Source organism: Caldisphaera sp. (genome assembly GCF_049974385.1).
In the GTDB taxonomy this organism is placed as follows: domain Archaea; phylum Thermoproteota; class Thermoprotei_A; order Sulfolobales; family Acidilobaceae; genus Caldisphaera.
On the sequence record NZ_JBMFIW010000015.1, the window covers coordinates 1 to 26,126 of the forward strand.

Here is a 26,126-nt window from a genome sequence, read left to right on the forward strand (position 1 = left end):
TCGTTCAGTACCATAATTAAATTCACATACAAAGTATATAAACTTCACGGTTTATCGGAAACTGTTGACGACGGCTTTTAATATATTATTAATTTCAAATATAACAATAGAATGGGCCCGTAGCTCAGCCAGGATAGAGTGTCAGCCTCCGGAGCTGAAGGGCGCGGGTTCAAATCCCGCCGGGCCCGTTAACATCACTTAGTATTTAAAATCAAAAACACTATATAACACTATTATAAACTATTCTATTTTATTATTTTTATCCAAAAATTCTTTGTAAGTCTTTACAATATCATCAAGTAATAGAATGCCCAAAAACTTCTTGTTTTCCATAACAATGGCATATCTAGAGCTTTTCATTACATCAAAGGCATCATATAAGGAAGAATTAGGTCGTACATATGTCGATGCTGGCAATGAATATTTTATAACTAATTCGTCTTCTTTTGCTTTTATTATATCAGTTAACCTAACAATTCCATGTAAATTATTCAGTTCATCAACTATTGGTAACGAGAATAAATTTAAAGAATTCATTAGATCAATTGCTTTTTTTATATTATCAGTAGGTTTAACAAAAATCTTTAAAATTTTTGCATCAGAAACCTTTATTTTTGTTAATAATGGCATTGAAAACTCATATGCGTGAGCTGGTGATTCTTGCCTATTTAAGGGTTGTTCATTAAAAATTCCTCTAGAATTTCTTGCAACAAGGTAAGCTGAAGCCAAAGCAGCCATTTCTGCTGGAAGTAATTGTAATCCACCTGTCATCTCAACTACCATCATTGTAACACTTATAGGTACTGAGCCTGCAATACCAAAAGTAGAAAGCATTCCTACTATCATAAAAGGCATTGGTGTAGTTACAAGGCTAGGAAACAATAAATGAAATGCATAACCAACCGCTAAACCAGTATAACCACCAATAACAATTCCTGGAGCAAACACGCCTCCTTTAGCTCCAGAGCCTATAGTGAATGATGTAGCAATAATCTTTGCTAATGGTAATAAAAACAAAGCTATAATTAGGGGAAACATAGATGGCACTGCATTGAAGTTTGAAATGTACCAAAGCCATCCATATCCTTCTCCCATAACTTCAGGGAAAAAGATAGCAATTAATCCAGCTATTATCCCACCAACTAAAGCTTTCTCAATTATATTTTTAAATCTTAAATCCAAAAATTTTTTTGTTTCAAACATTAAATATGGATATAAAATTGCCATACCTCCTGCTATTAAACCAAGCAGTACATAAAGAGGTAATCTCTCAGGATTAAATGGTAAGGAATAAGTTCCAAATATAGGAGAAAAACCAGTTATAGAAGAAAATATAACATAACCTATACTCGATGAAATTAATGAAGGATATATTACATTAGGTTCTAAATCTCTCTTATAGAGTAGTTCTGCTGCCAGAAGGGAACCAGCAAACGGAGTTTTAAAGATAACACCAATTGCAGAACCCATACCTACCGCTGTTGCTATTCTTCTATCTTCTGGAGTACCTCCTAATAAATCTATTATAGTTTGTCCTATGCCAGCTCCAGAGTGGGAAGCAGGACCTTCTCTACCTGCACTACCACCTAAACCTATAGTCAGTGAAGATGAAAGTATCGATGCTGGAATTTCTATAAACCTTATCCTAAGACCTCTATGAAACGCTCTAATAGCTACATCACTTCCTACCTCTTTTGTTTTCATAAACAAAGCTATTATAACTGATAAAAATGTGGCAACACCTATTACTAAAGGCAGGAATAGTAATTTTTTAAAAGAGGCCCAATAATTCATATAAAATGATTGTCCTGGATGAGGTAAAGAAATTCCAATTATATTTCTTAAAATCATGTGTTCTATAACGAAGATATTTAAGTAATATAAAGATAAATCCGCTATACCTATTATTACACCTATTATAATACCATATATAAACCATTTTTCATAATATGGCAAATTTGATATTTTCATCTTAGATCACGCTAAGCTATTATAAAATAAGAATTTAAATTTAATATAATTTATTGTATAATTTATTTCCCTTCAAAGGTAGTGAAGGCTAGACAAATCTGTGAGCCGTTCTGGGGTAACATCTCATCCTTTTACATTTCAACTCTCCAATCTAGCATACAACAAAATTTTATAAATAATCATCTTCATCCTAAATGACAAGAATCCCTAAATTATAGTGAAAGTTTTTAAGATCTTAAGGGTTACCTCCTTTATGAGTTCTGCTCTTCTTCCTTCTTTTGTTATTGTAAAAATAATCAACTCACCCCGCGATTTTTAATTGATCAATGGATTTCAACGTAGCATCTAAATACCTGTTAAAGTCAAAAACTTTTACCTATGCCTTATAAATGAGAGATTTGTTGTTCATTTTATCATTTATTTTCTCATGTTAAGCTATCTTTTATCTTTTGTAAAGACTCTCTTATAAAATCATTATTACATCTTTCCATAACTAAACTAATATTTTTTTCTATTATTTTATTATTAATGTTTACATAAGAAGACATAAGATTCATTTTTATAGCGCTCTTGCATGATATAAATTTTAAAACGTTTTTTAAACTAGAACAATTAACAGAATAAAAATCTATTGAATCACAAATGTTGTAATCATTTATGTGACTTAATTTAATTTTTAATAGATAGCTATATATTAATTTTGCTTTAAATTCCAAATCATCTTGATTATTTGATTCTGAAACTAGTGGAATTAATTCTCCCACATTTGATACACCTTTACAAATTTATTAAAGTGTAACAACTATTTAAATCTTTCTCTATAGCACGCCAATACAGCAGTTATAATAATTAGCAATTATTTAATGTAAATATTTTAAAAATATATAAGAATGTATGATTACAAATTAATTCAGGTGATGTTGTTGATCAAACTGAAAATGCCTCCAAAAATTAAAATTTTAGAAGCAGCTGGTGCAATTGCTGACGGAAGAATTACTATAGAGAAGGCTAATGATGAAACAATTATTGCTAAGGTTATAAGCAGTGAAAAAGACAAAACTTATAAAGTTATCATAAAAAAGGCTAATGATGATTATATTGTTTATAGTGACGATAATGGGACAAAATTAAGAGGATACATTGGCTATCCCATAATATCAGTTATGATGCTAACTGGGTTACTAAGTAGGGATCAAAACGTTGAAGATGCTCTTAAAGAAATCGAATGGCGTAAGTTAAATGAAACATATAAAAAATACTACGTTGTTGAAGAAATTGTTTTAAAGAAAGCCGAACCAAAACTTCCTAGATCTTATATATTAGATTTTAGGAATAACATATTGAATGAATTAGAAAAGATTAAAGTTTTTTATGATGAGAATCTTTCTTCATTAGCATGATGTCGTAATGCAAATCTATGAGTAGATTGTAAAACCATAATTTTTAATTTCTCCAGACTTAATTAAATCTAATCCGATATAATTGTGATAAGCATCAGGTGCTCCACTCATAGGCTCTAAAGCTACTGCTCCTTTAATGCCTGTATAGATTTGAAAATATGGCATTTTAATAGTTTTTATAATAATAGTTGAGTATTTAGAATCTAATTTAACTTGATTACCTATATAGAAACAATCGTCATATTCTTTATTTCCTTCTATTTCATAATCTATTAGTTCCCCTGTTGGAATTTTGTTTATACTAACACACTTTTTTACTTGAGTCGGATTAATCTTCCAGGAATCTTCTATAATAAAATATGGATGAGCTCCAACAGTTAATGGGGCTTCATTACTACCAACATTTTTTATAAGAAATTCTACATCAAAACTCTCTCTGTTTATAACATATTTAATATTTATATTTAATTCTGATGGATAACCATTATCTTTAAGATTATAGGATAAAGTTATAGAATTGCTGCTTTTATTAATAACCTCAAATCTTTTATTTACTACTAAACCATGTATGGCGTTACCTTCACTGTTCTTATTGAGAAAATATTTTTTACCATTAAATTCATACTCTCCTCCTTTAATTCTATTAGCAAAAGGAACTAAAATTGCCATACCGCTATGAGTGGGATTATTTATATTACCGTGTAATAAAATATCTTTACTGTTTATAACTATTTTTTCCACATACGCGCCTACTTCATTAATAATCGCCTTTGACGCAAAATTCCTTATCTCTATCATCCTAATCACACTTTAAAATATATAAAAAAGAATATAAGTAGTTAATCTTCATTATAAGATTGATAAAAATGACGTACTTTAAGCTAGAAAAAGAATTTAAAGGAGACGAAGAAAAGGTTTGGAAAATAATTTCAAACATCCCTGACATACCTAAATACTGGCATGGACATAGAGAGATAAATATAGTGAAAAATGATAAGAAAAGTATTGAGGCTCTTGTAAAGTTTGTCTTCCCTTCAGTAGCAAAAGTTAGGTATGAAATTAATTATGAGAAAAAAGAAGTAGTAGCCTATTATTTAGATGGTCCATTCAAAGGAATTTCAAAATTAAGGATAGATAACAACAAATTAATCAACGAGTGGGATATAAGATTTAGCGGCTTATTTAAATTGATCTCTCATTGGGAAACTAATCATTTTAAGAAAGGAAGTGAAGATGCATTAAACAGAATATTGAATAATATTTAAAATAAATTCCAAATTTTTAATATATATCTCAACAAAATATAAATAAGAATACCTTATCAAACAAAATATAATGAGCTAAGAAACGGTGCTGTTCATGAACAAAGACAATGTAGCTGATAGTAGCAATTTTGAATCTAAAACTGAATACTTAAGACTTAGAAAATCAAGCAAGCTAAAAAAAGGGCTCTCTTTTAAGGATCTACTTTTCTTATCACTAGGTGGACAAGCCCCATTTCTATCGTTATTAACTTATGCAACAAGCGTTATATTATATTCATTTCTTTTTTCGCCAATAATTATAGTGTTCGGTATGTTATTAGTTTTAATAAATGGTATAGTTGTTTCTAAACTATCAAAAAAATATGAAGAAGGTGGAGGTTATTATATATATGCAATGTATAGCCTAACTAGAAGGCTAGGCTTGGAAACAGGTTGGATGTACATTTTTTACTCATCTTTTTATGGGGCTGCGTATATAATTGGATCAAGTTTTGTCCTACACTTTGTTTTTAATTTAAATCCATTATTATCTGCTTTAATTGTATTTATTCCAGCATCAACTTTTTTAATTATAGGAATTAAGCCATCAGCTAAATATGCTGAACTATCAGGAATAATAGAAATTATAGTTATAGCAGCTATTTTCGTTATTAGTATCTATTTATCTAATTTCCACTTTTTCAATCCTATACAAAAGATACCTCCACTAGGCCAAATAGCAATATCTTTGTTATTTGCTATAGGTATTCCAACAGGCTATGGATCCATAACTCCCTTATCAGAAGAAAGCATAAATAGTAAAAACATTGGAAGAGTAGTACTTTTGGTCATTATTATTGGAGGGTTAATAACAAGCCTTGCCATATATGGTATTATAGATGTAGGTTTATTTAAATCACAATTATCCACTATATTATCAAGCACAGCACCAGTTCTTTCGTTATTAAAGACTAACTTTGGTATAGTTGGTTTGTTTATTATGGTTTATGCCGCTATTAGTGATGGTATACTTGCTTCGCTTTCTTTCATGTTAGGTACATCAAGAACTGTGTATGCAATGTCACAAAAGGATATGCTACCAAGCGTGTTTACATGGTTAAGAAATAATGAACAAATCATGGCATCTATTTTAACAGCATTTATATATGGGATTATCTCATTCTTGGGTTTGGCTACAATAAAAAATCCTTTTTATCTCTTCTTAGAACTGGGAGCACTAGCAGGATTAGCAAATGTGTTTGTACATTTATCTGCGAATTTTTCTCTTATATTTTCATCAATAAGAGAACTTAAAAGGAGGGCATCTATTATAAGCAATTATGCAATAAGAAAAATTATTAATTTTATTTAAACCAAAATTGGAGATATAATTATAGGTTTAGTTGCTGCATTATTTTCTCTGATAGTATTAATTTATTCATTAGGTACAGTGAACAAAATAATTGAGAATTTATTTATGGGATGGATAATAATTGGTTTCCTGTATGCTGAAATCGTGGACAGCATTAAGCAAAACCATAATCATTGAATCTTTTTTACTATTGCTTCTGTAATATTAACCCATTTAATTTGATAACCCAAATAGTCTAAAACTTCCATTATCCATTCGCCGTATCTATCAACTAGTTCAGAAATCTTCTTGTTATTAAAATCTTCCTTTTTAATTTCTTCTAAAAATTCATTTTTAATTAAATAATTCTTTAACCTAGTATAACCTACTATATTGTAATTACCTTCTTTAATGTTTTCCTTAGGTACTCCAAATCTTTTAGATACGTCATTGTATGAAATTACATTTTCTTTTAAATTAATAGTTTTATTATCTTTACTTTCAATCTTATTGATTAAATTGTTATATATTTTATTTATTAAATAATATACAGCAGCTATGTTGATCGTTTTTTTAAACTTTATTATATTTTCATTATTAAAATCTTCGTACCCTAATGATTCATCAACAACAAGTATTAAAGGTAATTTAATTTCTCTAACTTTTTCTGATTTTCTTCTTAAATATTCTTTTGTCCAAAAACCAACTATTTCAACGTATATGTTAATGTTATTTTTTGATAGCATAAAATCTGGAATAAATATTGTATTGTTAACTATTAGAGGTTGAGGTTCCCTTATTATTTCCCAATCCTTCGCAATAATTTTCATTTTAGAATAGAAATCTTTTTCTATATTGCTATCAAAAGTTATTTCGCTATATATTTCTTCTAGAGGAAATTCCGCATCATCATTTTTCGTTTCCAATATATAAGTCCTATTATATTTTCCCACAAATTCTGCCTTAATCTTCCACACTTTATTTGAAACTATTTGAGGCAACAGCATAGATATTGACCTACCATATCTTTCTGTTAGTCTTAACATTGAAGCCGGACCATAAAATTCAACCCTAAGTGGATCATTATATGCATCATACATTAAACCTAATCTCTTTGCAGTAAACAGCAAATCCTTCCATTTATTGCTAATAAAAACATCAACTCTTAAAGTTTTCATTAGTGCTGTTTGAAGCAATTCAAAATTATATTCCCTTAATAGATTTTCAGGGATCAATTCTGGCACTTTTTTTATTATCATTTCTTCCTCTAAATCAGCAAAAATGTATTTTAATGGATCAACACCTATTTCTTCTTTAACTTTTTTCAAGATTTTTTCTTTTTCAGAATCATCAATAACAGGCCCGTAGGAATAAATCCTATTTCTAATAATTCTTGGATCTATTGGGGATTTATTTTCTACGACAGATTTTCTAAGTAATAATGTTGATATTCCTTCAACCAATTTTGGATCATAAGCCTTTTTTAAATATTTTATCTCATTTTTGAATTCTCCTATAGATAAATTTTCTTTTAGCAACGAAGCCATTTCTTCTATTAAATCTTTCTCATTATTTCCTATATATTCAAGATATACTTTATCTTTTTTGTATTTTACTCTTAATAAATCAGTGCTAAACACCTTTTCTTCTCCTCAAACTAAGACTATAATCAGATGTTCCTTTCGTTACTATTTCAATAAGTTTTGCTCTCTTTCCCTCTTTGACTCTAAGTATTCTACCTAATCTCTGTATGAATTGCCTTCTAGTTCCATAACCTCCCACTATAATAGCAATTGATGCATCAGGTATATCAACTCCTTCATCAAAGACATTTGATGCTACAATAACCCTATATTTACTATTTCTAAAATTATCCATAATTTCCTTCCTTTCATCTTTCGGTGTCTTATATGTTACAACAGGAATCAAAAATTCTTTTGATATCCTATAAGCCATAGTAGTATCTCTTGTAAAAATAATAATTTTATTATCTTTATAAAGATTTAATAGTTCTTTTAACTTTTTTATTTTTGAATTTGAATTTATAGCAATATTAGTCGATTCATACCAAAGTTGTAAAGCTTCTCTAGCTTCCTTATTTTTACCTGCATAATAGAGAAATCTTTTAAAATCATTAATACTTTTTAATTCTATATTTAATCTATTTAAAATTTCTTTCATCTTCCTTCTCATTTCTTTATATCTGATCTCTTCATCTTCTTCTAAGTTAACATAAATTCTTTCAACATCGTATTCAGCTAAATACTTTCCAGATAATGTTTCAGGATTTATCTTATATATAACAGGTCCTACCAAATCAAGCAAGAATGTATGCCTACCATCTTCTCTTTCGGGAGTTGCAGTTAATCCCATTCTATATGGAGCAGGGCTTAATTGTGCTATTTCCATATAACCTTCAGATGGTAAATGATGAACCTCATCAAAAATTAAAAATAAAAATTTGTCCCCTAATTCATCAATTTTAGAGTATGCACTATCATAAGTAGTTACAGTAATTCCGTGAACTTCATCATACCCTCCACCAATCCTACCTGGTGTAACACTTAATTCTTTAATTACTGCCCTATACCATTGCTCAAGCAAATCTATTGTAGGGACTATAATTAATGAAGAAGATTTTAAATTGGAGATTGCCTTTAATGCTATATGCGTCTTTCCAGCTCCTGTAGGCAATACAATGATTCCTCTCTTAACCTTTAACCATAAGCTTAATGCCTTTTCTTGATAAGTTCTTAACTTTATTCTGTCATTAATAATGGGAAAAGGGAGCGGATCTAAAACAGAATCTTTAACGCTTATACCCGACTCTTTAAAATAGTCAATTATTTCTTTATATTTATAAGCTAATGATATATACTTCTTCATTTTTTCGTCGTACTTCATTTGTGGTGTATAAGTATCGGAAACTATCAATCCTTTATAATAGCTTATTCTAACCATATTTGCTCCTACAATTATTGGATTATATTTTACCTTAATAAATTCTAGCTATTTTAAAAAATTAAAATAAACAATATTCTTTAAATAGAAGTAATTTTGATGCGCATATTTTAAAATTATTTTATTTATTCTTTGTCCTTTAAACACATAATTATTCAAAATAATTTTTATAATCATTGACTATATAATCGGATTCACTTCGCTCTAAAGTATAAAGGATACCTTGAGTATTAGGTTACATCACTTAATGGATTCTGCTCCTTCATTCATGTTCTCTTTAGTTTCTTTGCACTGTTGGAATAAAACAACTTCATCTCTTAAAATTAACAACAAATATTTTTACCTTTTTAATCCAAACAAATATTGAATGGCTTAGGTCTAATTAAAAATGATAACTATAAAAGCTTTAATTTCAACGAAGATAATATATTTGTAAATTGATTTATAAAATGTAGCTATCTTATTTTTATAAACATTAATAAATCATAAACATAACTTGTAAAAACGGAAGGGGTTGATTTTGAGCACTGAAGAAAGGAAACTAGAACATATCGATATAGTAGTTAATGAAAATGTACAGTCAAAAGAAAGTAATCTATTGGATTACGTTAGATTTGTTCACAATCCTTTGCCTGAAAATGATTTAGATTCAATAGACTTAAGTAAAGATTTTTGTGGCAGTAGTCTAGATGCACCTCTTGTAATAACAGGTATTACAGGAGGACATCCAGAAGCGGAAAAAATAAATGATAGCATCTCAAAAGTAGTAAACAAATTTAATATAGCAATGGGAGTAGGAAGTCAAAGAGCAGCCATAGAAAATCCTAAATTAATTCATTCATTTAGCATAGTTAGAGAAAATGCGCCTCATGCATTTTTGATTGCTAATATAGGAGTTGCCCAATTGAATAAAGGTTATAGTATAAAAGAGCTGGAAAAAGCAATAGATATGATTAAGGCTAACGCTATTGCAATCCATGTAAATCCTGGACAAGAGGCTTATCAGGATGAGGGAGATACAAATTTTTTAAATTTAATTTCAAAAATTGAAGAAATAAATGAAAAAATAAGTGTACCTATCATAATAAAAGAAGTTGGTAATGGATTGAACGAAGAACTTATAAAAGTTCTAAGGTCTATTAACATAAAATGCTTTGATGTAGCAGGGTTAGGTGGAACAAATTGGATAAAAACAGAAAGCATAAGATCTAGGAAAAAACATGGATATCCTTTAAAAGAACCAGGCAAGTTGGCCGATTTTTGGGGAAATCCTACAGCTTTAAGTATAATAGAAGCGAGAATGGGCGCTATGGACTCCTACATTATAGGAAGCGGTGGAATTAGAGATGGCTTAGATGCAGCTAAGGCAATAGCATTAGGCTCTGATATAGCAGGAATGGCTTTTCCTATTTTAAAAATTTTAAAAATAGAGGGTGAAAAGGGATTGGAAAACTATATAAAGAAAATGATATACCAACTAAAAACTATTATATTTCTTTCTGGAGGTAAAAATGTCTATTCATTATGGAAATCGAAAATAACAATATGGGGTAGGCTAGGAGATGAGCTTTTAATTAGAGGTATTGAACCAAATGAATATTTGAACAAGAGAATACAAGCATTATTATGGAGGATGAAAGATCATGTCATATGAAACTTTAAACAAAGTCGGAGAAAAATATGCGTCACTTATAGACTCTTATATTTCAGACATATTAAGGGGGGAACCGGAGGATCTTTATAAAGCTGCCATGCATTTGATTAAGGCTGGAGGAAAAAGATTAAGGCCTATGATAACTCTTGCAGCATCAAAAGCTCTTGGAGGTGCTCCTTCAGAGACAAAAGCAGTTTATTATGCAGCCGCGGTAGAGATTCTCCATAATTTCAGCTTAGTGCATGATGATATAATGGATAATGATGATTTTAGAAGAGGTATACCTACCGTACATAAAATATATGGAGTTAATTGGGCCATTTTAGCTGGAGATCTGATGTTTTCTTACGCATTTTTAACGCCATATCTAGCTATTAGAGCTGGCGCAGATTATAAGGAAATTGCAAAAGCTGTTGAAGTTATTGGAGACGGGTCAAGGAAGATTGCAGAGGGTCAAGGATACGATATTATGTTTGAAAAAACATGGGACGTTGACGAAAAAGATTATCTAAAAATGATTTACTTAAAGACAGGTGCATTAATAGAGACCTCTTCAAAATTAGGAGGTATAGCATCTAATTCCGATGACGAAATAACAGAGCTTTTGGGTCAATTTGGAAGGTTTGTAGGACTTGCATTTCAAATAAGAGATGATATATTAGGAATATTCGGTGATCCAGCAAAGACAGGAAAGCCTATATATAATGACTTGAGAAGAGGAAAGAAAACTATTTTAGTATTGTATGCATCTAAAAGGAAGAGCGAGTGGAAAGAATTCTTTATTAAACTTTTTTCTGGCAATCAATCTGATGAAAACATTAAAGAAGCTGTTGACATTATTAAAGAATCTGGATCGTTAAACTATGCAGAAATGCTAGCCAAAAATTATTACAACAACGCTTTAGACAGACTTGATTCTATTGAAAAAATGGGTTTAATAAAGGACGAAGAATCATTTAAGTCTCTTAAAGAACTAGCCGAATTTTCAATAAATAGGGACAAATAGGGGATAAGGTTGAGCGAGGATTTAGAAAGCATAGTTTGGAAATACACTTTGTTAAATGCATTTGAACATGGGGGGAAAGCTCAAACAAACAGTGTAATGTCTATGATATTAGGAGAGAGAAGTGATCTTAGGCAGAAAGCTAGAGAAATTTCCAAAATAGTCAGTAATTTAGTTGAAAAAGTTAATGCAATGAGTATTGATGACCAGAAAAAGGAAATAGAAAAGCTTGGAATAAAGATAGAATCTAAAAAAGAAGGAAAAGAAGAAGGAAAAACACTTCCTCCTTTGCCAAATGCTGAAATAGGTAAAGTTGTAACCAGGTTTGCACCGAATCCTGATTTCGTAATACACATCGGAAATGCAAGACCAGCGATATTAAGCTATGAGTATTCAAAGATATATAAAGGGAAGATGATTTTAAGATTTGAAGATACTGATCCAAGAACAAAAACTCCAATAAAAGAAGCATATAACCTAATAAGAGAAGATTTGAAATGGCTTGGAGTCATACCTGATGAAGAATATATACAAAGTTTAAGAATGAACTTATTTTATGAGGTTGCGAAAGAAATTATAAAAAACGGGTGCGCTTACGTTGACAAATCAGGTGATGAAGGCAAAAAGCTTTTATCTAAACAGATGGAACCACCTGATAGAAATACTTCTCCAGAAAAAAACCTAGAAGAATTTGACAAAATGATAAACAATTATTATAAGGAAGGAGAAGCTATATTAAGAATAAAAACTGATGTTACCCATCCTAATCCAAGCATTAGAGATTGGATTGCATTTAGAATTATCGATACGTCGTCTTATCCGCATCCGCTTGTAGGAGATAAATATGTAACGTGGCCTACATATAATTTTGCTGTCAGCGTTGATGATCATCTATTAGGCATAACGCATGTATTAAGAGGGAAAGAGCATGAACTTAACACAATGAAACAGGAATATATATATAAATGTCTGAAGTGGAAAATGCCTATTTATATTCACTTTGGCAGATTGAAGTTAGAAGGATTTATAATGAGCAAAAGTTATATTAGGAAAATCATGTCTGAGAATCCAAAAGAGTTCTTAGGTTACGATGATCCAAGATTTGGTACAATTTCAGGACTGAGAAGAAGAGGCATTTTACCTGAATCTATAAAAGAGGTTATATTAGAAGTTGGCATAAAAAGCGGAGATGCTAAATTAAGTTGGATTAATTTAGCCTCAGTTAATAGAAAGAAATTAGACCCGATAGCAGACAGATTAATGTTTGTAGAAAACCCAGTTAAGGTAAGTGTAGAACAACCTACATGCTTAAATGCAGAAATACCATTACATCCTGATGCGCCAAACAGGAAAAGGTCTATAAGTATTTGCAATGGTGATGAAATTTATGTAGATGAAAAAGATCTAAACTTAAAAAGATTTAGACTCATGGAATTAGGTAATTATGAATACAAAAATGGATCATTAAATTTTATTAACAAGGATATTAGTTATGCTAGAAAAGAAAAACTACAAATAATCCAATGGGTTCCTCATAAAGAATTTAAAGAGATTTTAATTAGGGAACCCTATGGACTTCAATTTAAAGATCATAAGGGAGTTGTAGAAAATTACATTAATAATTACAACAAAGGTTCTAGACTCCAATTTTTGAGATTTGGCTTTATAATAATAGACAATATAGATCCATTAATAGGATTTTTAACTCATAAATGATTTTAACGATTAAAGCTTAAAACAACGTATATACTTAATATATTTTAGGAGAAAAAATTTGATAATTGTCTATGGAAATCAAGTAATATATCTAAATGTAAATGCTATACTATATGTAGTAAGTGGTATCGTTGCCTTATCAGTTAGCCTTGTTTCATTTAAATATAATAAAATAATTAAGGAAAATGTATTAAATTATATTAGTTTAGGATTTGCCTTATTAGGTTTAGGACTTATTATACAAGGTTCATTAATGATATTATTATCTTTCAATATAGCAAGAATATCAGAAGACTTAAGAGCAACTTATATTTCTTCTCTAATATATTTATTTTTACAATTAATAGCATATACTATAATTACTATAGGATATACTAGGGAAGCATATTGGAGCAATGTAGAACCATTGCTCATTACAATAATTTTAACAAAGAAGAGAGAATATTTTTTATTAGGCGCATACGTATTTGACGCGGTTCAAATAATATTAATATTTTTATTAGGACTTATAGTATTTTCAGGCTATTTAATTCATATGAAAAATAAAAATACTTTCTCATTGCTCGTTTTAATAGCTTTCTCATTAATGCTAATTTCTCATATAGTTTATTTGCTGTCATCTCTATCATTTTCAGTAAATTACTATTTCATAGCAAACATAATACAATTTTTGGGTTTCCTTTCGTTATTAATATTTTTAATAAGGAGTGGTCATATTGGTAGAACAAAAGAAAAATAGATCAAGAGTAAAGATATACCTAGATATATTAGAAACCATAGAAAAAGAAGATAAAGCAAGATTAACAAGGATTATGTATAACGCGAATATTCCCTATGATAGATTATTAAAATATATAGATGAATTAAAACAAAAAGAAATAATAAATGAGATAAATGATGGAGACAATAGATATTATATCTTAACAAACAAAGGTAAAGAGTTTGTAAAAGAACTCAAAAAGATTGATTCGTTTCTAAGGGGATTTGGTCTAAGCTTATAGACGGTTTGTCTATACTGTCTGTACTTGCTAGTATATATTTATCACAATTTTCGTTTCTTTTTGGGGGATAAAATGAAAGGACCAATAATAATATTTGGCGCTGACGGTTATATAGGCTGGCCGTTATCAATACATTTAGGTGTCAAATATGACATACCAATAATAATGGTTGACAATTTTTCGACAAGAGCATTAGTTAAATCAGTAAAATCTGATTCGCTAACACCAATAAAGTCTATGTCAGAAAGGCTAATAGCTTATAAAGAAACCTTTGGAAAAGACAATCTAATATTTGAACCAATTGATGCAAGAGACCCTGAGCAAGTTGATCATTTAATTTCAAAATATAAACCTGAGGCTGTTGTACATCTCGCACAACAAAGGAGTGCTCCTTTTAGTATGATTGACCAAGAACATGTGCTTTATACAGAAATTAACAATGTTATTTCAAACATAAATATAATGTTTTCATTAATAAGGCACTCTCCAGGAGCTCATTTGCTTAAAATGGGCACTATGGGAGAATATGGAACACCTAATATAGAAATCACTGAAGGAGATATAGAAATAGAATATAAAAATAGGAAAACAAAAGTTATGTTTCCTAGGTTTGGACAAAGCTACTACCATCTTACAAAAATTTTCGATACGTATAATTTGCTTTTAGCAAATAAACTTCATGGAATCAAAGCAACTGATGTTATGCAAGGAGTAGTGTATGGAACTAAAATTGACGAAATAGTTAATGAATCACTAGAAACAAGATTTGATTTTGATTCCAATTGGGGAACTGTTATAAACAAATATGTAGTCCAAGCTGTAATTTTAAATGAACTGTTAATTTATGGAAAAGGGAAACAAACAAGAGGATTCTTATCATTATATGATAGTATTAATGCCTTAACTCTATTATTAGAGAATCCACCTAAAGAAGGAGAATATAGAGTTGTTAATCAGCTAGATGAGATCTATAATACATTAGAGCTCGCTAACAAAGTATTAGAGATAGCAAACGAATTTGGATTCAAACCGAATGTAAAGTACATAGATAATCCTAGAGTAGAGGCAGAAGAACATTATTATAGCGTAGAGCATAAAATCCTGCCGTCCCTTGGATTTTCAAGGAAAAAAGATATCAAAGACGTAATTAGAGAAATATTTGAAACAGTAATACAATACAAAAACAGAGCTATGAGCCTTAAAGAACTCATATACCCAACGGTAAAGTGGAGAAACTTAAAACACATGAGATCAGATTTATTCCCGATGCCAGAAGAATATATGAGAGTATTAAGCAAAAATGAAATTATGAAGTACTTTGGCCCAGTTATTGAGGAAAGGATAGGTGAAAATTAATGAAAGTTATGTTAGTTTCTGAGATCGATGGTAAAACAAAAAAATTAAGAAGAGGGTCATATTTAAGATATAAATATCCTCCAAAAGGTGTTCAATATACTGTATTTAACGATGTTATCCCTTTATTTAAGAATTCATCAAATTACGAATTTAATAAAGATAATGTTATATCAACTCTTTCCAGATTAATATTAAAGGGATTATCACAACCAATTCCTAAGGATGAAAAAATTATACACTCATTCTTTTGGAATTTTTATTTATATTCAAGACCATGGATACATGAAAATGATGAAAGTCCTAGCCAATTTTTAGATCAATACTATGGTGGAAAAGGATTTACTTATAATATTGCACTAGATTTTCTAGTTTATTATCTTAACTCTTCTCCTTGCAGAGCAATAATAACATGGTCTGATTGGGCTAGAAAAGGTTTTATAAAAGACGGTGTCGATTCATCAAAAGTTGTTTTAATTCCTCCTCCAATGCCGATCAAAGCAAGTAACAAAATTGAGCACAAAGGAATCAATATATTATTTATAGGCAGAGATTTTATTAGAAAAGGGGGAGATATAGTATTAAAAGTTTTTATTAAATTATCAAAAGAGTTTAATGATTTGAACTTATTTTATGTTGGCTCAATACCAAATAATATAAAGAAATTAATCAGCAGTTATAAAAATATATATCATTTCAGTAACCCCGATGATAACGTTCTCTATAAAAAAATAATACCTGCATCAGATATTACATTTTTACCTACTAGATACGATGCTTATGCATTAACGATCTTAGAGTCTATGTCCTACGGCGTTCCAGTAGTTTCGTCAGATATTAATTCTATAAGAGAATCTGTAATTCATGGACACAATGGATTTGTGGGCAAAAATGAATACGACTATGAAAAATATCTGTCAATATTAATTTCGGACGAGTATGTTAGGAAATCGTTTTCTGAAAACAGCATTTCACTAATTAAGGAAAGACATAATCCAGAAACAGTTGGTATTGAACTTACAAAAGTTTATGAAAACGTTTTATCAGGGTTATAATTTTATGAATAGAACCTTAAGTAATAGGGTTCTATTTGTATCTACATCGATAGTTAGGTTTTCTTCTATTATAGCCCAATCGGTTTTGCCTTTATATGCGTTTTCACTTAATATAACCCCTTTTTATATTTCTATAATAATTGCAATTTTATGGGTTTTTAATGGAATTGGTTCGCTATTAATTAATGTTTCAAAAAAAGTTAATAACTTTATCGTAATGAGTTTTTTAATTACTCTAATAGGATTTATTTTAATAATTTTTTCAAAAAACTTCTTTTACTTAATTATTTCAGTAAGTCTTGTAGGATTAGGATTAGGATCTATATCTATTCTATTGGCGCCTTCAATGCATACTGATAATAAAGGATTCGAAGGCATAGGCCTATATTCTTTTGCTTTGTCTTTAGGTTTAATACTTGGAACATTATTTTCATCAATTATACTTTCATACCTCTCATTTTTCTATATATTTATTTTCACAGTTATTTTATTGATTATTCCAATAAGTTTAGCTTTAAAATACAAGTTTAATCGTCATGATTTCAAGTTAATATTAAAATTTAACATTATTTTTTCAATCATGAGAAATAAAAAATTTTCTAAATATTTTATTTTAAATTTTATCTATTCTTTTACGTTACCATTAATAATATCATATTGGGGAATTTATGAAGAAAATTCAGTTAAATTAAAATCAAATGTTGTTATGCTCTCTCTATTTTTATTATTCTTAACCTCTTCCATAATAAGGTTCAAATCAATAAAATCTAGCGAAAAAAATCTTGTGAGACAAGAAACTGTAGCAATTTTAGTTCTTCCAATTTCATTTATTCTTTTAAACATTCATAATATATATATTAATATACTTGCATTACTCCTATTTGCCATTCCGCATTCAATTTTATATCCAACTTTTCTTTATAATGCTTATAAATCGTTAAACAAGAATAACATAATTGCTGGTAATTTATTATTTTCTGCTTCTTCTGGAATTGCCGAGTTTTTATCTCCTATATTCGCACTAGGTATAATAAATATGTTTACTATAAAAAGTCTGTTTTTGTTTGCATTACCAATACCCTTTTTAATGTTAATATTTTATTTTAAATGATTGAAGGAGATCCCAATTGAGAAAAAGTAGTATGCTAATCATAGGAATCATAGTAATGTCATTCAATTCTATATATCAATATTCATGGAATGCCTTTGCACCTCTATTATCATCAGGATTTAATGCTAGCTTAAGTCAAATATCACTAGCATTTTCGCTATTTGCAATATTTTCAACTATTTTTCAAGTAATTGGAGGTTATATAGCAGACATTTATGGCCCAAAAATTATAGGTATTTTATCATCAATATTATCATCAATTGGTTTCTTAGGCACCTATACTAGCAAAAATCTACTTTCGTTTTATGCTTTCTGGTCAATAGGAAGCGCTGGTGAAGGAATCCTATATATGATTGCATCTAATTTAGCTGTAAAATGGTATTATGAAAAAAGAGGATTTGCTACAGGTCTAGTTTCATTTGGATTTGGTTTGGGAGCAACTATTGCAAATCCCTTCATTATTGAATCTAAATCATTTAGAGAACCTTCTTTAATTATAGGAATTATAGAGTTAATACTATTACCAATACTTCTTTACTTTTCAGATTATCCTAAAAAAGAAATTTCTGGTATAAGACCAACTAAAATTATAGTAACAAGAAAATGGTGGTTAATTTATTTTTCATATGTTTTTTCGGTAGTCCCACTACTATCTATGTCTAGCGCCCTTTCATTTGTATCTCATCAATCTGAAATAAAAATATTGGCTATTTTAATAAGCACATTTGCTTTAATGAGTGGCTTAGGTAGACCAATAATAGGATTCATATCAGACAAATTAGGTAGATTTAAAACACTGTTTATTTCAATTTGTTTGGTTATTATTGGAAATATTTTGTTGATAATAAATCAAATATTCTTATCTGCCATAATTATAGGTTTATTCGGAGGAGCTCTGATACCATTATATTTCTCTTTAGTCGGAGATTTATTCGGAACAAAATATTCAACTGCAAATAATGGGATTTTATATACCGGAAAAGCCATAGCAGGTATTCTTGGAGGGGAAGTCTTTTCCATAATTTTAGGAAAGGGAGTATTGTTGAGTGGAATATATTTATTAATATCATCAATACTAAGTATAGCACTATTATTAACTAGTTCACATTATTTAAAATCATAAAATATTTATAATATTTATATTTTTCATTCAAAACTTTATGTAAAGAATTTTCTATTGTTAACCGGGGAGTTAACAATAATATAATAGTAACTGACTGCTAATTATAAAAAATAGTTCCATCAAGGTTTAATGTAAGCAAAACCCTCTTTTTCGAGTTCTGCAATCTTAAATACTCCTGAAGGAGTTGTTTTGCAATAGTCTATTAGATCTTCTTTTCTTATGTTCAAGGCTTTCATAGATCTTTCGCATATATAAATTTTGACACCTCTTTCATTTAATTCTTTTATAAATCTTAATTTATCTTCATTAATACTACTCTTCAAAAATAACAAAGGGGCTTTATAATTTGCAACAAGAGCTATTTCATATAAATAATTTTCTAACAAGGACTCATCGATAAAATTTTTTATATTATTTAGGGAAAGCCTAAGTATTTCGTCCTCATCTTTGTCGATATGGAAAACAACTTTTATTTTATGATTCAATATTATTCACCAAGATCTAATGTATTGAACGAAAATAAGTTTTTATTTATATATTAAAATTTTTACTCTTCTTCAACTAATTTATAACTTATCATTGGATATGGTATTATTTCCTTTATACTATAAACACCTGTCAAAAGCATAACAACTCTGTCTATGCCTATACCTACACCTCCTGTAGGGGGCATACCATAGCTTAAAGCCCTAACAAAATCAAAATCATATGGATGCGCTTCCTCATCCCCTCTTTTCATCATTTCCATTTCTTTTTTGAATAACTCATCTTGTAAAATTGGATCATTTAACTCCGAATAGGCATTAGCAAGTTCCATACCAGCTGCGTACAGTTCAAACCTTTCTACTAGGCCTGGTTTATTTCTATGGGGTTTACATAAAGGCGTTGTTTCAATAGGATAATCGAGAATAAATGTTGGTTCTACTATATTGTCAGCAACAAGCTTATCAAATAATTTCTCTATCATAAAGCCTCTTATATATAGATTACCTCTTGGTTTTTGATTAATTTCATCTAACATTCTTTTTAATTCATCATCGCTAACCGATTCTATATTTTTGCCAATAGCATTTGATAATGCGTCAAACATCGTTATCTTATTAAATGGTTTTTCTAAATCTATTTCATATTCTTTTCCATTAATAACTTTTTTAATTTTAGGTTCTTTTAACGCTTTTTTAGCAACTTCTCTTATTAGGTTTTCTGTCAAATTCATTATGTCTTTATAGTCTGCATACGCCCAATAAAGTTCCAACAGCGTATATTCTGGGTTATGAGTTACATCGATATCTTCATTTCTAAATACCTTCCCAACTTCAAAAACTTTGTTAAATCCACCTACTATGTATCTTTTTAAATATAACTCTAAAGATATCCTTAAGTACCAATCTTCATTTAGCGCATTAACATGGGATTTAAAAGGTTTTGCTAAGGCTCCGCCATATACAGGTTGCAAAATGGGTGTTTCTACCTCAATAAACCCTTGATTATATAAATATGTCCTTATTTGTTGAATTATGTTAAATCTAGTTATCATCAGTTCTCTTGCATTTGCATTGTATAAGAAATCGACATATCTATGTGCATATCTGAACTCAGGTGATAATTTTGACCAATCAGGAGGTTCGATGAGAGCTTTAGATAATAATGCATAATCATTAATTCTTAAGGTTAATTCTCCTTTCATAGTATAGAATAAATCTCCTTTAACCCCTATTATATCTCCTCTTCCAATTATATGAATAAACTCATTATACTTTTCTTCTCCCAACTCGTTTACTCTAGCATATAATTGTAGTCTTTCCCCCTCATCAAATATATCTATAAAAGCTGCTTTTCCATGCCTCCTAATATTACCTATTCTACCTACGGTTGATATATTATGCATAAATGGTTCATGACTCTTTTTATTAAGTTTATTTACTTCATCTCTTATCTGTTTAATAGTATGTGTAAAATCAAATTTTGGAGGATAGGGGTTTATACCTTTGGATCTTAATTCTTCTAGAATCTTTAATCTTTCTTCGTCCCATTTCATTTAATTTACACCTATATAATCCTAGATATTTAATATTTTAAGCTTTAGTTCCTATTATTGCTATATGTTAATTATATTGCATAAAAGATATAGACATATATTTAATAATTCATAAACCAATTATATAAAATTGGTGGCAAAATGAAAATACTGCTGTTAAGTGATATTCATGGAAATATCGAGTCTTTAAAAGAAATTATAAATAAGGAAAACTTTGATTATGCTTATTTTATTGGAGACGCTGTTGATTATGGTCCACGGCCTGCTGAAGTTGTTGAAAAATTAAAAGAAATAGGAGCTAACTCTGTATTAGGAAATCATGATAATGCTATATTATATAATGTAGATTGTATGTGTGGCGAAGAGACTCATTGGATAAGCGTTTATTTTAGAGAAAATTTTACTAAAAAACTTTTAAATAAAACCCATTTAGATTTTCTCAAAGAGTTTAAAAATAAAATCAAAACTGAAATAGAAGGATTTGGAAAAACATTAATAATTCATGGATCGCCATCTAGTCCTCTTTATGGATATATATATCCTTGGTTAGATGAAGAGAAGACAATAAATATGTTAAACAGAGAGGTAAGATTAAACGAGACAAAAAATATCAAATTGGAATATGATTTATATATAGTAGGTCATACGCATTTTCAATTCATGAAGAAAATAAATAATAGCTTATTAATAAATCCTGGTAGTGCAGGAGAACCCAGGGATGGAGATAATAGGGCTGCCTATGCAATAATTAATACAGAAAACAAAACAATAGAATTAAGAAGAATTAAATATAATATAGAAAAAGTTGTTAAGGATTTAGAGGATCTAATGATTCCAGAACCCTATCTTACGTATCTAAAATATATGTTTATTAATGGTAAAATTCTAAGGAGAAACGCTTAAAATTTTTAACCACTATATAGTGATAAAAATAGGAGATAAAAATGAAAGCAATTTATTTTAATTCTCATGGGGGCATTGATGTTTTAAAATATGGTGATGTTGACGAGCCTAAAATTAATAGAGGGGAAGCACTAATAGAAGTAAAATATTCATCAATAAATAGAATAGACTTGCTTATAAGAAAAGGATATCCGGGCATTAATATACCATTACCACATATACCTGGAATAGATCTATATGGTAGAGTTATAGATGTCGACAATAATGACGAAATAAATCCTGGAGATTATGTAGTTGCAAACACAGTATTTGGTTGCGGCCATTGTGAATTTTGTTTATCAGGAAAAGAAAATATGTGCAATCTATGGAAAATGATTGGATTTCATATAAACGGATCCCATGCAGAGCTTGTTAAGGTTCCATCGAAAACACTAATAAAAGTGAAAGGTAATGGAGAAAAACTAGGAGTGACACCTCTATCATTATCAATATCCTGGAGTGCATTAGTTACTGTTGGTAAAATAAAAAAAGATGATTTTGTTTTAATATATGGTGGTTCAGGAGGTGTAGGTACATTTGCAATTCAAGTTTCCAAGTTATTCGGCGCCAAATCTATTGTAACTACCAGAAATGAAGAAAAAGAAAAAATTTTAAAATTGATAGGTGCAAACTATGTGATAAATGGTAATGAAGAAAACATAACAGAAAGGGTCATGGAAATAACAGATAAAAAAGGCGTTGATATTGTAATAGATTATATTATAAACCCAACTATGCAAGTTTCCTTAGATGTTGCAAAAACTAATGGAAAGATTATAGTATTTGGATTTTTAGGAGGTAACGTCTTTCCCATAAACTGGCAAAAATTTTATTTAAAAAATCTGAGAATTTACGGTATTCATAATGCATCTAAATTAGAATTAAAAAATGCTATTAAATATGTTGAGAATAATGAGATCGAGCCATATATATCAAGAAAACTTAGCCTCGAAGAAGTAATAGATGGCCACAAAATAATGGAGAATAATGAGATCATAGGAAAGCTATTAGTAAAAATTTAATTTATTCTCAATAATCATTTCCAAAAATTTTATTAATAATTTTAAATATTTCTCTTAAATAAAATTTTATTATGTGATTATAAAAACTATTGATTTATGAAATATACTTTATAAAATATCAGTTACTTATTTTTTCTTGTATAAAATTCGATAAATTCTTATTTCCTTCTATCTTAGGATCATAAGGTATATATATTAAATCTTTATTTAAAATACGCTTGTTTAGTGACATTATAAATCCTCTTTTTCTTGGTTTAATTTCTTTCACATCAGAATAAAAAATTATTGTTTTATTGTATGATGGCCTTTTATAAATTTCTAAATGATCATCATAAAAATTTATATATTCATTAGCACTGGCTGCCCTAGCTATAATAGGAACCAATAATAAGAATAAAGATATAATATATGCCAGCAAAACTGAAAAAGATGATATAAAAACTATAGAAATAAGTAATAAAACAAAAATTAATAATGATATTTTTATGTAAGATGAACTAATTCTTAGTGATACAAGCGGCTTATTTAAACCTTCTCCTGATCTATATGCATTAATTGTTTTATTCATAACTCCAAAAAGATAAGACATATAAATTATTCCAAATATAGCATAGTCAGCATCGAAATCCCCTATCAATTTTCCATTATCAAACTTTAACTTTCCAATAATCATATTATTACTATCAATAAAATTAATTTCTTTGCCATTTATTAAGTTTAATGAAACCTGTTCTTTACTAACATTAGGTTTCACTGAATTACCTTTATATATAACATTAAATCCTTTGCCTCTACCAACTTCAATATTATCCTGAATTATCCTATAGCCATTATAACCGAGCTTTATAATAACATTATATGGAAATTTTCCTTCGACTTTTATTTCTTTTTTACTTAATTTGATATCACAACATACATTTTCGTTAATCTTTATTTTAGACCCATCAAGTTCAATCCTCAAATATATCCCTATATATTAATGATTTTTAAAATTAATATATAATTGGTTAATAAGATAAAACAATAATGGCGGTCTTAGATGAGAGAGTTACGCTATAATCCATTAACAGGCCAGTGGATAATGGTTTCTTCGATAAGAAAAGAAAGAAGATGGAGACCTCAAAATTTTTGCCCATTTTGCCCAGGAAGTGAAGAAACGGGATATAATTGGGATACATTAGTATTACCAAACAAATATGCTGTACTAAGCTTTGATTCTGAAAATGTAAAAAGTGAAGGATTTTATAGAAAAGCAAAATCTATGGGAGAATGCGGAGTTATAATAGAGACTCCTATTCACGACGTAAAGGACTTAGATGAATTACCTATAGATCAATTAGTTAAGGTCATTAAGCAATGGATAAACGTGACTAACAAGTACATAAATGATAAGAGAATAGCATACTTAATGATCTTCAGAAATAAAGGAGAGGAAATAGGAGTTAGCTTAACTCATCCACATGGACAATATTATGCCATGCCTTTTATCCCTTTAAAAATAAGAAACATGATACAAAATTCAAGAAACTACTTTAAAAGATACAATGAATGTATTTTTTGTAGAATTATTAAAGAAGAAATAAAAAGCAAAGATAGAGTTATATATGAAAATCAAAACTTCGTAGTATTTCTTCCATATTATTCGAATTGGCCATTTGAAATACATATATATCCAAAGAATCATTTACAATACATAACACAATTCAATAAAGATCAAATTTTAGATTTTGCTGATGCAATAAAGCTTAGTCTTAATTCTCTAAATAATTTATTCGATAGAGAGATGCCATATTCTTTTGCTCTAATTCAAGCTCCATTAAAAGGTAATTTTTCAAATATATTCCATATTCATCTTGAAATTTATCCGATATTAAGGGATAAAGATAAAATTAAGTACGCAGCTGGGATAGAAATGAGCACATGGGATTTTACTTATGATGGTATTCCAGAGGAGAATGCAAAAAAGTTAAAAGATGTTTGCAAAAAGGTTAATAAATCCTATAGAGGGATTTGCATAGAATGAGGTGATAGAATGTCAAAAATCTTTTCTCCTGGAAGAATAAACATAATAGGTGAACACACTGATTATTCTTATGGATATGTAATGCCTATGGCTATAAATTTAGGAAATTATTTGGAATACGTACCTTATGATAAAATTAGCTTACGTTCAGACGCTTATAATGAAGAAATAGAACTTGATTTAAGTATGATTAATAAAAAACAAAACAAGTGGATTGATTATATTTTAGGTGTTTATAATGCTTTGTTTGAATTAAATTTAAAACCTGGAGGAATTAAAGGTAGGATTTATGGGAACCTACCAATAAGTTCTGGTCTTAGCTCTAGCGCAAGCTTAGAACTCGCTATATTAGTTGCGTTAAATAATTCCTATAATTTAAAATTAAACAAATTACAGCTAGCATTAATAGGGAAAAAAGCAGAAAATGATTTTGTAGGTGTTCCTTCAGGAATATTAGACCAATTTGCTGTTACTTTTGGGAAAAAAGGTTTTGCTATTTTTCTAGATACAGAGACTCTATCATATGAATACATACCTTTTCCGAAAGATATCTCTGTTATAGTATACAATACAGGCGTAAAAAGAGAACTAGCTAAAACTGGATATGCTGATAGGAAAAAAATTGTTGAAGATAGCTTAAGAATACTTAATAAGAATTCCTCGAAAGAAATTATAGAAAAAGACTTGGAAAAACTAGATCCATTATATAGAAAAAGAATGGGATACATAATTAGAGAAAACAACAGAGTTATTAATGCCAAAGAAGCGCTAAAGAAAAATAATTTAGAACTTTTGGGAAAACTTCTAATAGAATCTCATAACGATATTGCTAAAAACTATGAAGTTAGCAGTAAAGAATTAGATTTCATAGTAGAAACTTCGATGAAATACGGCGCTTTAGGAGCAAGATTAACAGGAGCTGGATTTGGAGGATCTGCTATAATACTTGCTTTAAGAGATAAAGCAGAAAAAATTGCAGAATCCGTACATAAAGAATATATTAAAGTATTTGAATATAAGTCATTCTATAATATAGTTGAAAGCAATGATGGCGCAAATATTATTGAAAATTAATTTTTTAATATTTAATAAATTAGAAAAACTATATTAAATTTTTTAATATTTAATAAATTACTTTAATTATTAAAAAATAATTTT

Annotated in this window: 24 protein-coding genes and 1 tRNA gene; 17 read left to right on the forward strand and 8 right to left on the reverse strand. The window is 29.0% G+C overall.

Going from position 1 to position 26,126, the window contains the following annotated elements; genetic code table 11:
- Positions 1-113: 113 nt before the first annotated feature.
- Positions 114-188 (forward strand) — tRNA-Arg (locus ACP5GV_RS05000).
- Positions 189-240: 52 nt separating this feature from the next.
- On the opposite strand, the gene ACP5GV_RS05005 is transcribed toward ACP5GV_RS05000, so the two are convergent.
- Positions 241-1,971 (reverse strand): chloride channel protein, encoded by a 1,731-nt coding sequence (locus ACP5GV_RS05005; protein WP_428102635.1) that lies wholly within the window; start codon positions 1,969-1,971, stop codon positions 241-243.
- 425 nt (positions 1,972-2,396) lie between these two features.
- Positions 2,397-2,735: a hypothetical protein gene (locus ACP5GV_RS05010; RefSeq protein WP_428068505.1), complete on the reverse strand. Its 339-nt coding sequence runs from the start codon at positions 2,733-2,735 to the stop codon at positions 2,397-2,399.
- Positions 2,736-2,894: 159 nt separating this feature from the next.
- Here ACP5GV_RS05010 and ACP5GV_RS05015 point away from each other — a divergent pair, with 159 nt between their 5' ends.
- Positions 2,895-3,371 carry a hypothetical protein gene (locus tag ACP5GV_RS05015; RefSeq protein WP_428102637.1) on the forward strand — a complete coding sequence of 159 codons (477 nt, stop codon included), beginning with the start codon at positions 2,895-2,897 and terminating at the stop codon, positions 3,369-3,371.
- 15 nt (positions 3,372-3,386) lie between these two features.
- On the opposite strand, the gene ACP5GV_RS05020 is transcribed toward ACP5GV_RS05015, so the two are convergent.
- Positions 3,387-4,169: an aldose 1-epimerase gene (locus ACP5GV_RS05020; RefSeq protein WP_428068501.1), complete on the reverse strand. Its 783-nt coding sequence runs from the start codon at positions 4,167-4,169 to the stop codon at positions 3,387-3,389.
- Between the two features lie 68 nt (positions 4,170-4,237).
- Here ACP5GV_RS05020 and ACP5GV_RS05025 point away from each other — a divergent pair, with 68 nt between their 5' ends.
- Both ACP5GV_RS05025 and ACP5GV_RS05030 read left to right on the forward strand, forming a co-directional pair.
- On the forward strand, positions 4,238-4,636 hold the full coding sequence (locus tag ACP5GV_RS05025) for an SRPBCC family protein (protein WP_428068500.1): 399 nt from the start codon (positions 4,238-4,240) through the stop codon (positions 4,634-4,636).
- A 94-nt stretch (positions 4,637-4,730) separates the two neighbouring features.
- The gene (locus tag ACP5GV_RS05030; RefSeq protein WP_428102640.1) at positions 4,731-5,987 is read left to right on the forward strand and encodes an APC family permease; all 1,257 of its coding nucleotides are present in this window, start codon (positions 4,731-4,733) and stop codon (positions 5,985-5,987) included.
- Between the two features lie 170 nt (positions 5,988-6,157).
- Here ACP5GV_RS05030 and ACP5GV_RS05035 read toward each other — a convergent pair whose 3' ends face one another.
- Together ACP5GV_RS05035 and ACP5GV_RS05040 are read right to left on the reverse strand one after the other, a co-directional pair.
- A complete protein-coding gene (locus ACP5GV_RS05035) occupies positions 6,158-7,606 on the reverse strand; it encodes a DUF790 family protein (protein ID WP_428068497.1) in 1,449 nt (482 codons plus the stop codon).
- Positions 7,599-8,927, reverse strand: coding sequence for a DEAD/DEAH box helicase family protein (locus tag ACP5GV_RS05040; RefSeq protein ID WP_292319698.1), 1,329 nt, complete (start codon positions 8,925-8,927; stop codon positions 7,599-7,601). The genes ACP5GV_RS05035 and ACP5GV_RS05040 overlap by 8 nt, the downstream gene beginning before the upstream one ends.
- Before the next feature lie 520 nt (positions 8,928-9,447).
- On the opposite strand from ACP5GV_RS05040, the gene fni reads away from it, so the two are divergent.
- From fni to ACP5GV_RS05085, 9 genes are all read left to right on the forward strand, one after another.
- Positions 9,448-10,581, forward strand: coding sequence for an isopentenyl-diphosphate delta-isomerase (fni, locus tag ACP5GV_RS05045; protein ID WP_428102643.1), 1,134 nt, complete (start codon positions 9,448-9,450; stop codon positions 10,579-10,581).
- Positions 10,571-11,587 (forward strand): polyprenyl synthetase family protein, encoded by a 1,017-nt coding sequence (locus ACP5GV_RS05050; RefSeq protein WP_428068491.1) that lies wholly within the window; start codon positions 10,571-10,573, stop codon positions 11,585-11,587. The genes fni and ACP5GV_RS05050 overlap by 11 nt, the downstream gene beginning before the upstream one ends.
- 9 nt (positions 11,588-11,596) lie before the next feature.
- Complete coding sequence (locus tag ACP5GV_RS05055) at positions 11,597-13,300, forward strand: glutamate--tRNA ligase (RefSeq protein ID WP_428102645.1); 1,704 nt, start codon at positions 11,597-11,599, stop codon at positions 13,298-13,300.
- Between the two features lie 58 nt (positions 13,301-13,358).
- Positions 13,359-14,039 carry a hypothetical protein gene (locus ACP5GV_RS05060; protein ID WP_428102647.1) on the forward strand — a complete coding sequence of 227 codons (681 nt, stop codon included), beginning with the start codon at positions 13,359-13,361 and terminating at the stop codon, positions 14,037-14,039.
- Positions 14,017-14,301 (forward strand): winged helix-turn-helix domain-containing protein, encoded by a 285-nt coding sequence (locus ACP5GV_RS05065; RefSeq protein ID WP_292319703.1) that lies wholly within the window; start codon positions 14,017-14,019, stop codon positions 14,299-14,301. Before ACP5GV_RS05060 ends, ACP5GV_RS05065 begins: the two co-directional genes overlap by 23 nt.
- Positions 14,302-14,373: 72 nt before the next feature.
- Complete coding sequence (locus tag ACP5GV_RS05070; RefSeq protein ID WP_428102650.1) at positions 14,374-15,657, forward strand: NAD-dependent epimerase/dehydratase family protein; 1,284 nt, start codon at positions 14,374-14,376, stop codon at positions 15,655-15,657.
- On the forward strand, positions 15,657-16,709 hold the full coding sequence (locus ACP5GV_RS05075) for a glycosyltransferase (protein WP_428102652.1): 1,053 nt from the start codon (positions 15,657-15,659) through the stop codon (positions 16,707-16,709). The genes ACP5GV_RS05070 and ACP5GV_RS05075 overlap by 1 nt, the downstream gene beginning before the upstream one ends.
- Before the next feature lie 4 nt (positions 16,710-16,713).
- Entirely contained in the window at positions 16,714-17,820 is a 1,107-nt protein-coding gene (locus ACP5GV_RS05080; protein WP_428102655.1) for an MFS transporter, read from the forward strand.
- Between the two features lie 16 nt (positions 17,821-17,836).
- Positions 17,837-18,943 carry an MFS transporter gene (locus ACP5GV_RS05085; RefSeq protein WP_428102659.1) on the forward strand — a complete coding sequence of 369 codons (1,107 nt, stop codon included), beginning with the start codon at positions 17,837-17,839 and terminating at the stop codon, positions 18,941-18,943.
- A 119-nt stretch (positions 18,944-19,062) separates the two neighbouring features.
- Here ACP5GV_RS05085 and ACP5GV_RS05090 read toward each other — a convergent pair whose 3' ends face one another.
- Both ACP5GV_RS05090 and lysS read right to left on the reverse strand, forming a co-directional pair.
- A complete protein-coding gene (locus ACP5GV_RS05090; protein WP_428068479.1) occupies positions 19,063-19,428 on the reverse strand; it encodes a DsrE family protein in 366 nt (121 codons plus the stop codon).
- 62 nt (positions 19,429-19,490) lie between these two features.
- Positions 19,491-20,981: a lysine--tRNA ligase gene (lysS, locus tag ACP5GV_RS05095; protein ID WP_428068477.1), complete on the reverse strand. Its 1,491-nt coding sequence runs from the start codon at positions 20,979-20,981 to the stop codon at positions 19,491-19,493.
- A gap of 141 nt (positions 20,982-21,122) precedes the next feature.
- Between lysS and ACP5GV_RS05100 the strand changes: the two genes are divergently transcribed.
- Entirely contained in the window at positions 21,123-21,884 is a 762-nt protein-coding gene (locus ACP5GV_RS05100) for a metallophosphoesterase family protein (protein WP_428068475.1), read from the forward strand.
- A gap of 41 nt (positions 21,885-21,925) precedes the next feature.
- The gene (locus tag ACP5GV_RS05105) at positions 21,926-22,945 is read left to right on the forward strand and encodes a zinc-binding dehydrogenase (RefSeq protein ID WP_428068473.1); all 1,020 of its coding nucleotides are present in this window, start codon (positions 21,926-21,928) and stop codon (positions 22,943-22,945) included.
- Between the two features lie 118 nt (positions 22,946-23,063).
- Here the strand turns inward: ACP5GV_RS05105 and ACP5GV_RS05110 are convergent, their stop codons facing one another.
- A complete protein-coding gene (locus ACP5GV_RS05110; RefSeq protein WP_292319712.1) occupies positions 23,064-23,906 on the reverse strand; it encodes a hypothetical protein in 843 nt (280 codons plus the stop codon).
- Positions 23,907-23,984: 78 nt separating this feature from the next.
- Between ACP5GV_RS05110 and galT the strand changes: the two genes are divergently transcribed.
- Together galT and ACP5GV_RS05120 are read left to right on the forward strand one after the other, a co-directional pair.
- Entirely contained in the window at positions 23,985-24,968 is a 984-nt protein-coding gene (gene galT, locus ACP5GV_RS05115) for a galactose-1-phosphate uridylyltransferase (RefSeq protein WP_428068471.1), read from the forward strand.
- Positions 24,969-24,977: 9 nt separating this feature from the next.
- A complete protein-coding gene (locus ACP5GV_RS05120; RefSeq protein ID WP_428102661.1) occupies positions 24,978-26,042 on the forward strand; it encodes a galactokinase in 1,065 nt (354 codons plus the stop codon).
- The last annotated feature ends 84 nt before the right edge of the window (positions 26,043-26,126 follow it).

Excerpts from the sequence above, each read along its gene's own strand:
- ACP5GV_RS05005 (WP_428102635.1), bottom strand. The coding sequence starts at position 1,971 with ATGAAAATATCAAATTTGCCATATTATGAAAAATGGTTTATATATGGT.
- ACP5GV_RS05020 (WP_428068501.1), bottom strand. The coding sequence starts at position 4,169 with ATGATAGAGATAAGGAATTTTGCGTCAAAGGCGATTATTAATGAAGTA.
- ACP5GV_RS05025 (WP_428068500.1), top strand. The coding sequence starts at position 4,238 with ATGACGTACTTTAAGCTAGAAAAAGAATTTAAAGGAGACGAAGAAAAG.
- ACP5GV_RS05030 (WP_428102640.1), top strand. The coding sequence starts at position 4,731 with ATGAACAAAGACAATGTAGCTGATAGTAGCAATTTTGAATCTAAAACT.
- ACP5GV_RS05040 (WP_292319698.1), bottom strand. The coding sequence starts at position 8,927 with ATGGTTAGAATAAGCTATTATAAAGGATTGATAGTTTCCGATACTTAT.
- ACP5GV_RS05050 (WP_428068491.1), top strand. The coding sequence starts at position 10,571 with ATGTCATATGAAACTTTAAACAAAGTCGGAGAAAAATATGCGTCACTT.
- ACP5GV_RS05070 (WP_428102650.1), top strand. The coding sequence starts at position 14,374 with ATGAAAGGACCAATAATAATATTTGGCGCTGACGGTTATATAGGCTGG.
- ACP5GV_RS05075 (WP_428102652.1), top strand. The coding sequence starts at position 15,657 with ATGAAAGTTATGTTAGTTTCTGAGATCGATGGTAAAACAAAAAAATTA.
- ACP5GV_RS05080 (WP_428102655.1), top strand. The coding sequence starts at position 16,714 with ATGAATAGAACCTTAAGTAATAGGGTTCTATTTGTATCTACATCGATA.
- lysS (WP_428068477.1), bottom strand. The coding sequence starts at position 20,981 with ATGAAATGGGACGAAGAAAGATTAAAGATTCTAGAAGAATTAAGATCC.
- ACP5GV_RS05100 (WP_428068475.1), top strand. The coding sequence starts at position 21,123 with ATGAAAATACTGCTGTTAAGTGATATTCATGGAAATATCGAGTCTTTA.
- ACP5GV_RS05105 (WP_428068473.1), top strand. The coding sequence starts at position 21,926 with ATGAAAGCAATTTATTTTAATTCTCATGGGGGCATTGATGTTTTAAAA.
- galT (WP_428068471.1), top strand. The coding sequence starts at position 23,985 with ATGAGAGAGTTACGCTATAATCCATTAACAGGCCAGTGGATAATGGTT.
- ACP5GV_RS05120 (WP_428102661.1), top strand. The coding sequence starts at position 24,978 with ATGTCAAAAATCTTTTCTCCTGGAAGAATAAACATAATAGGTGAACAC.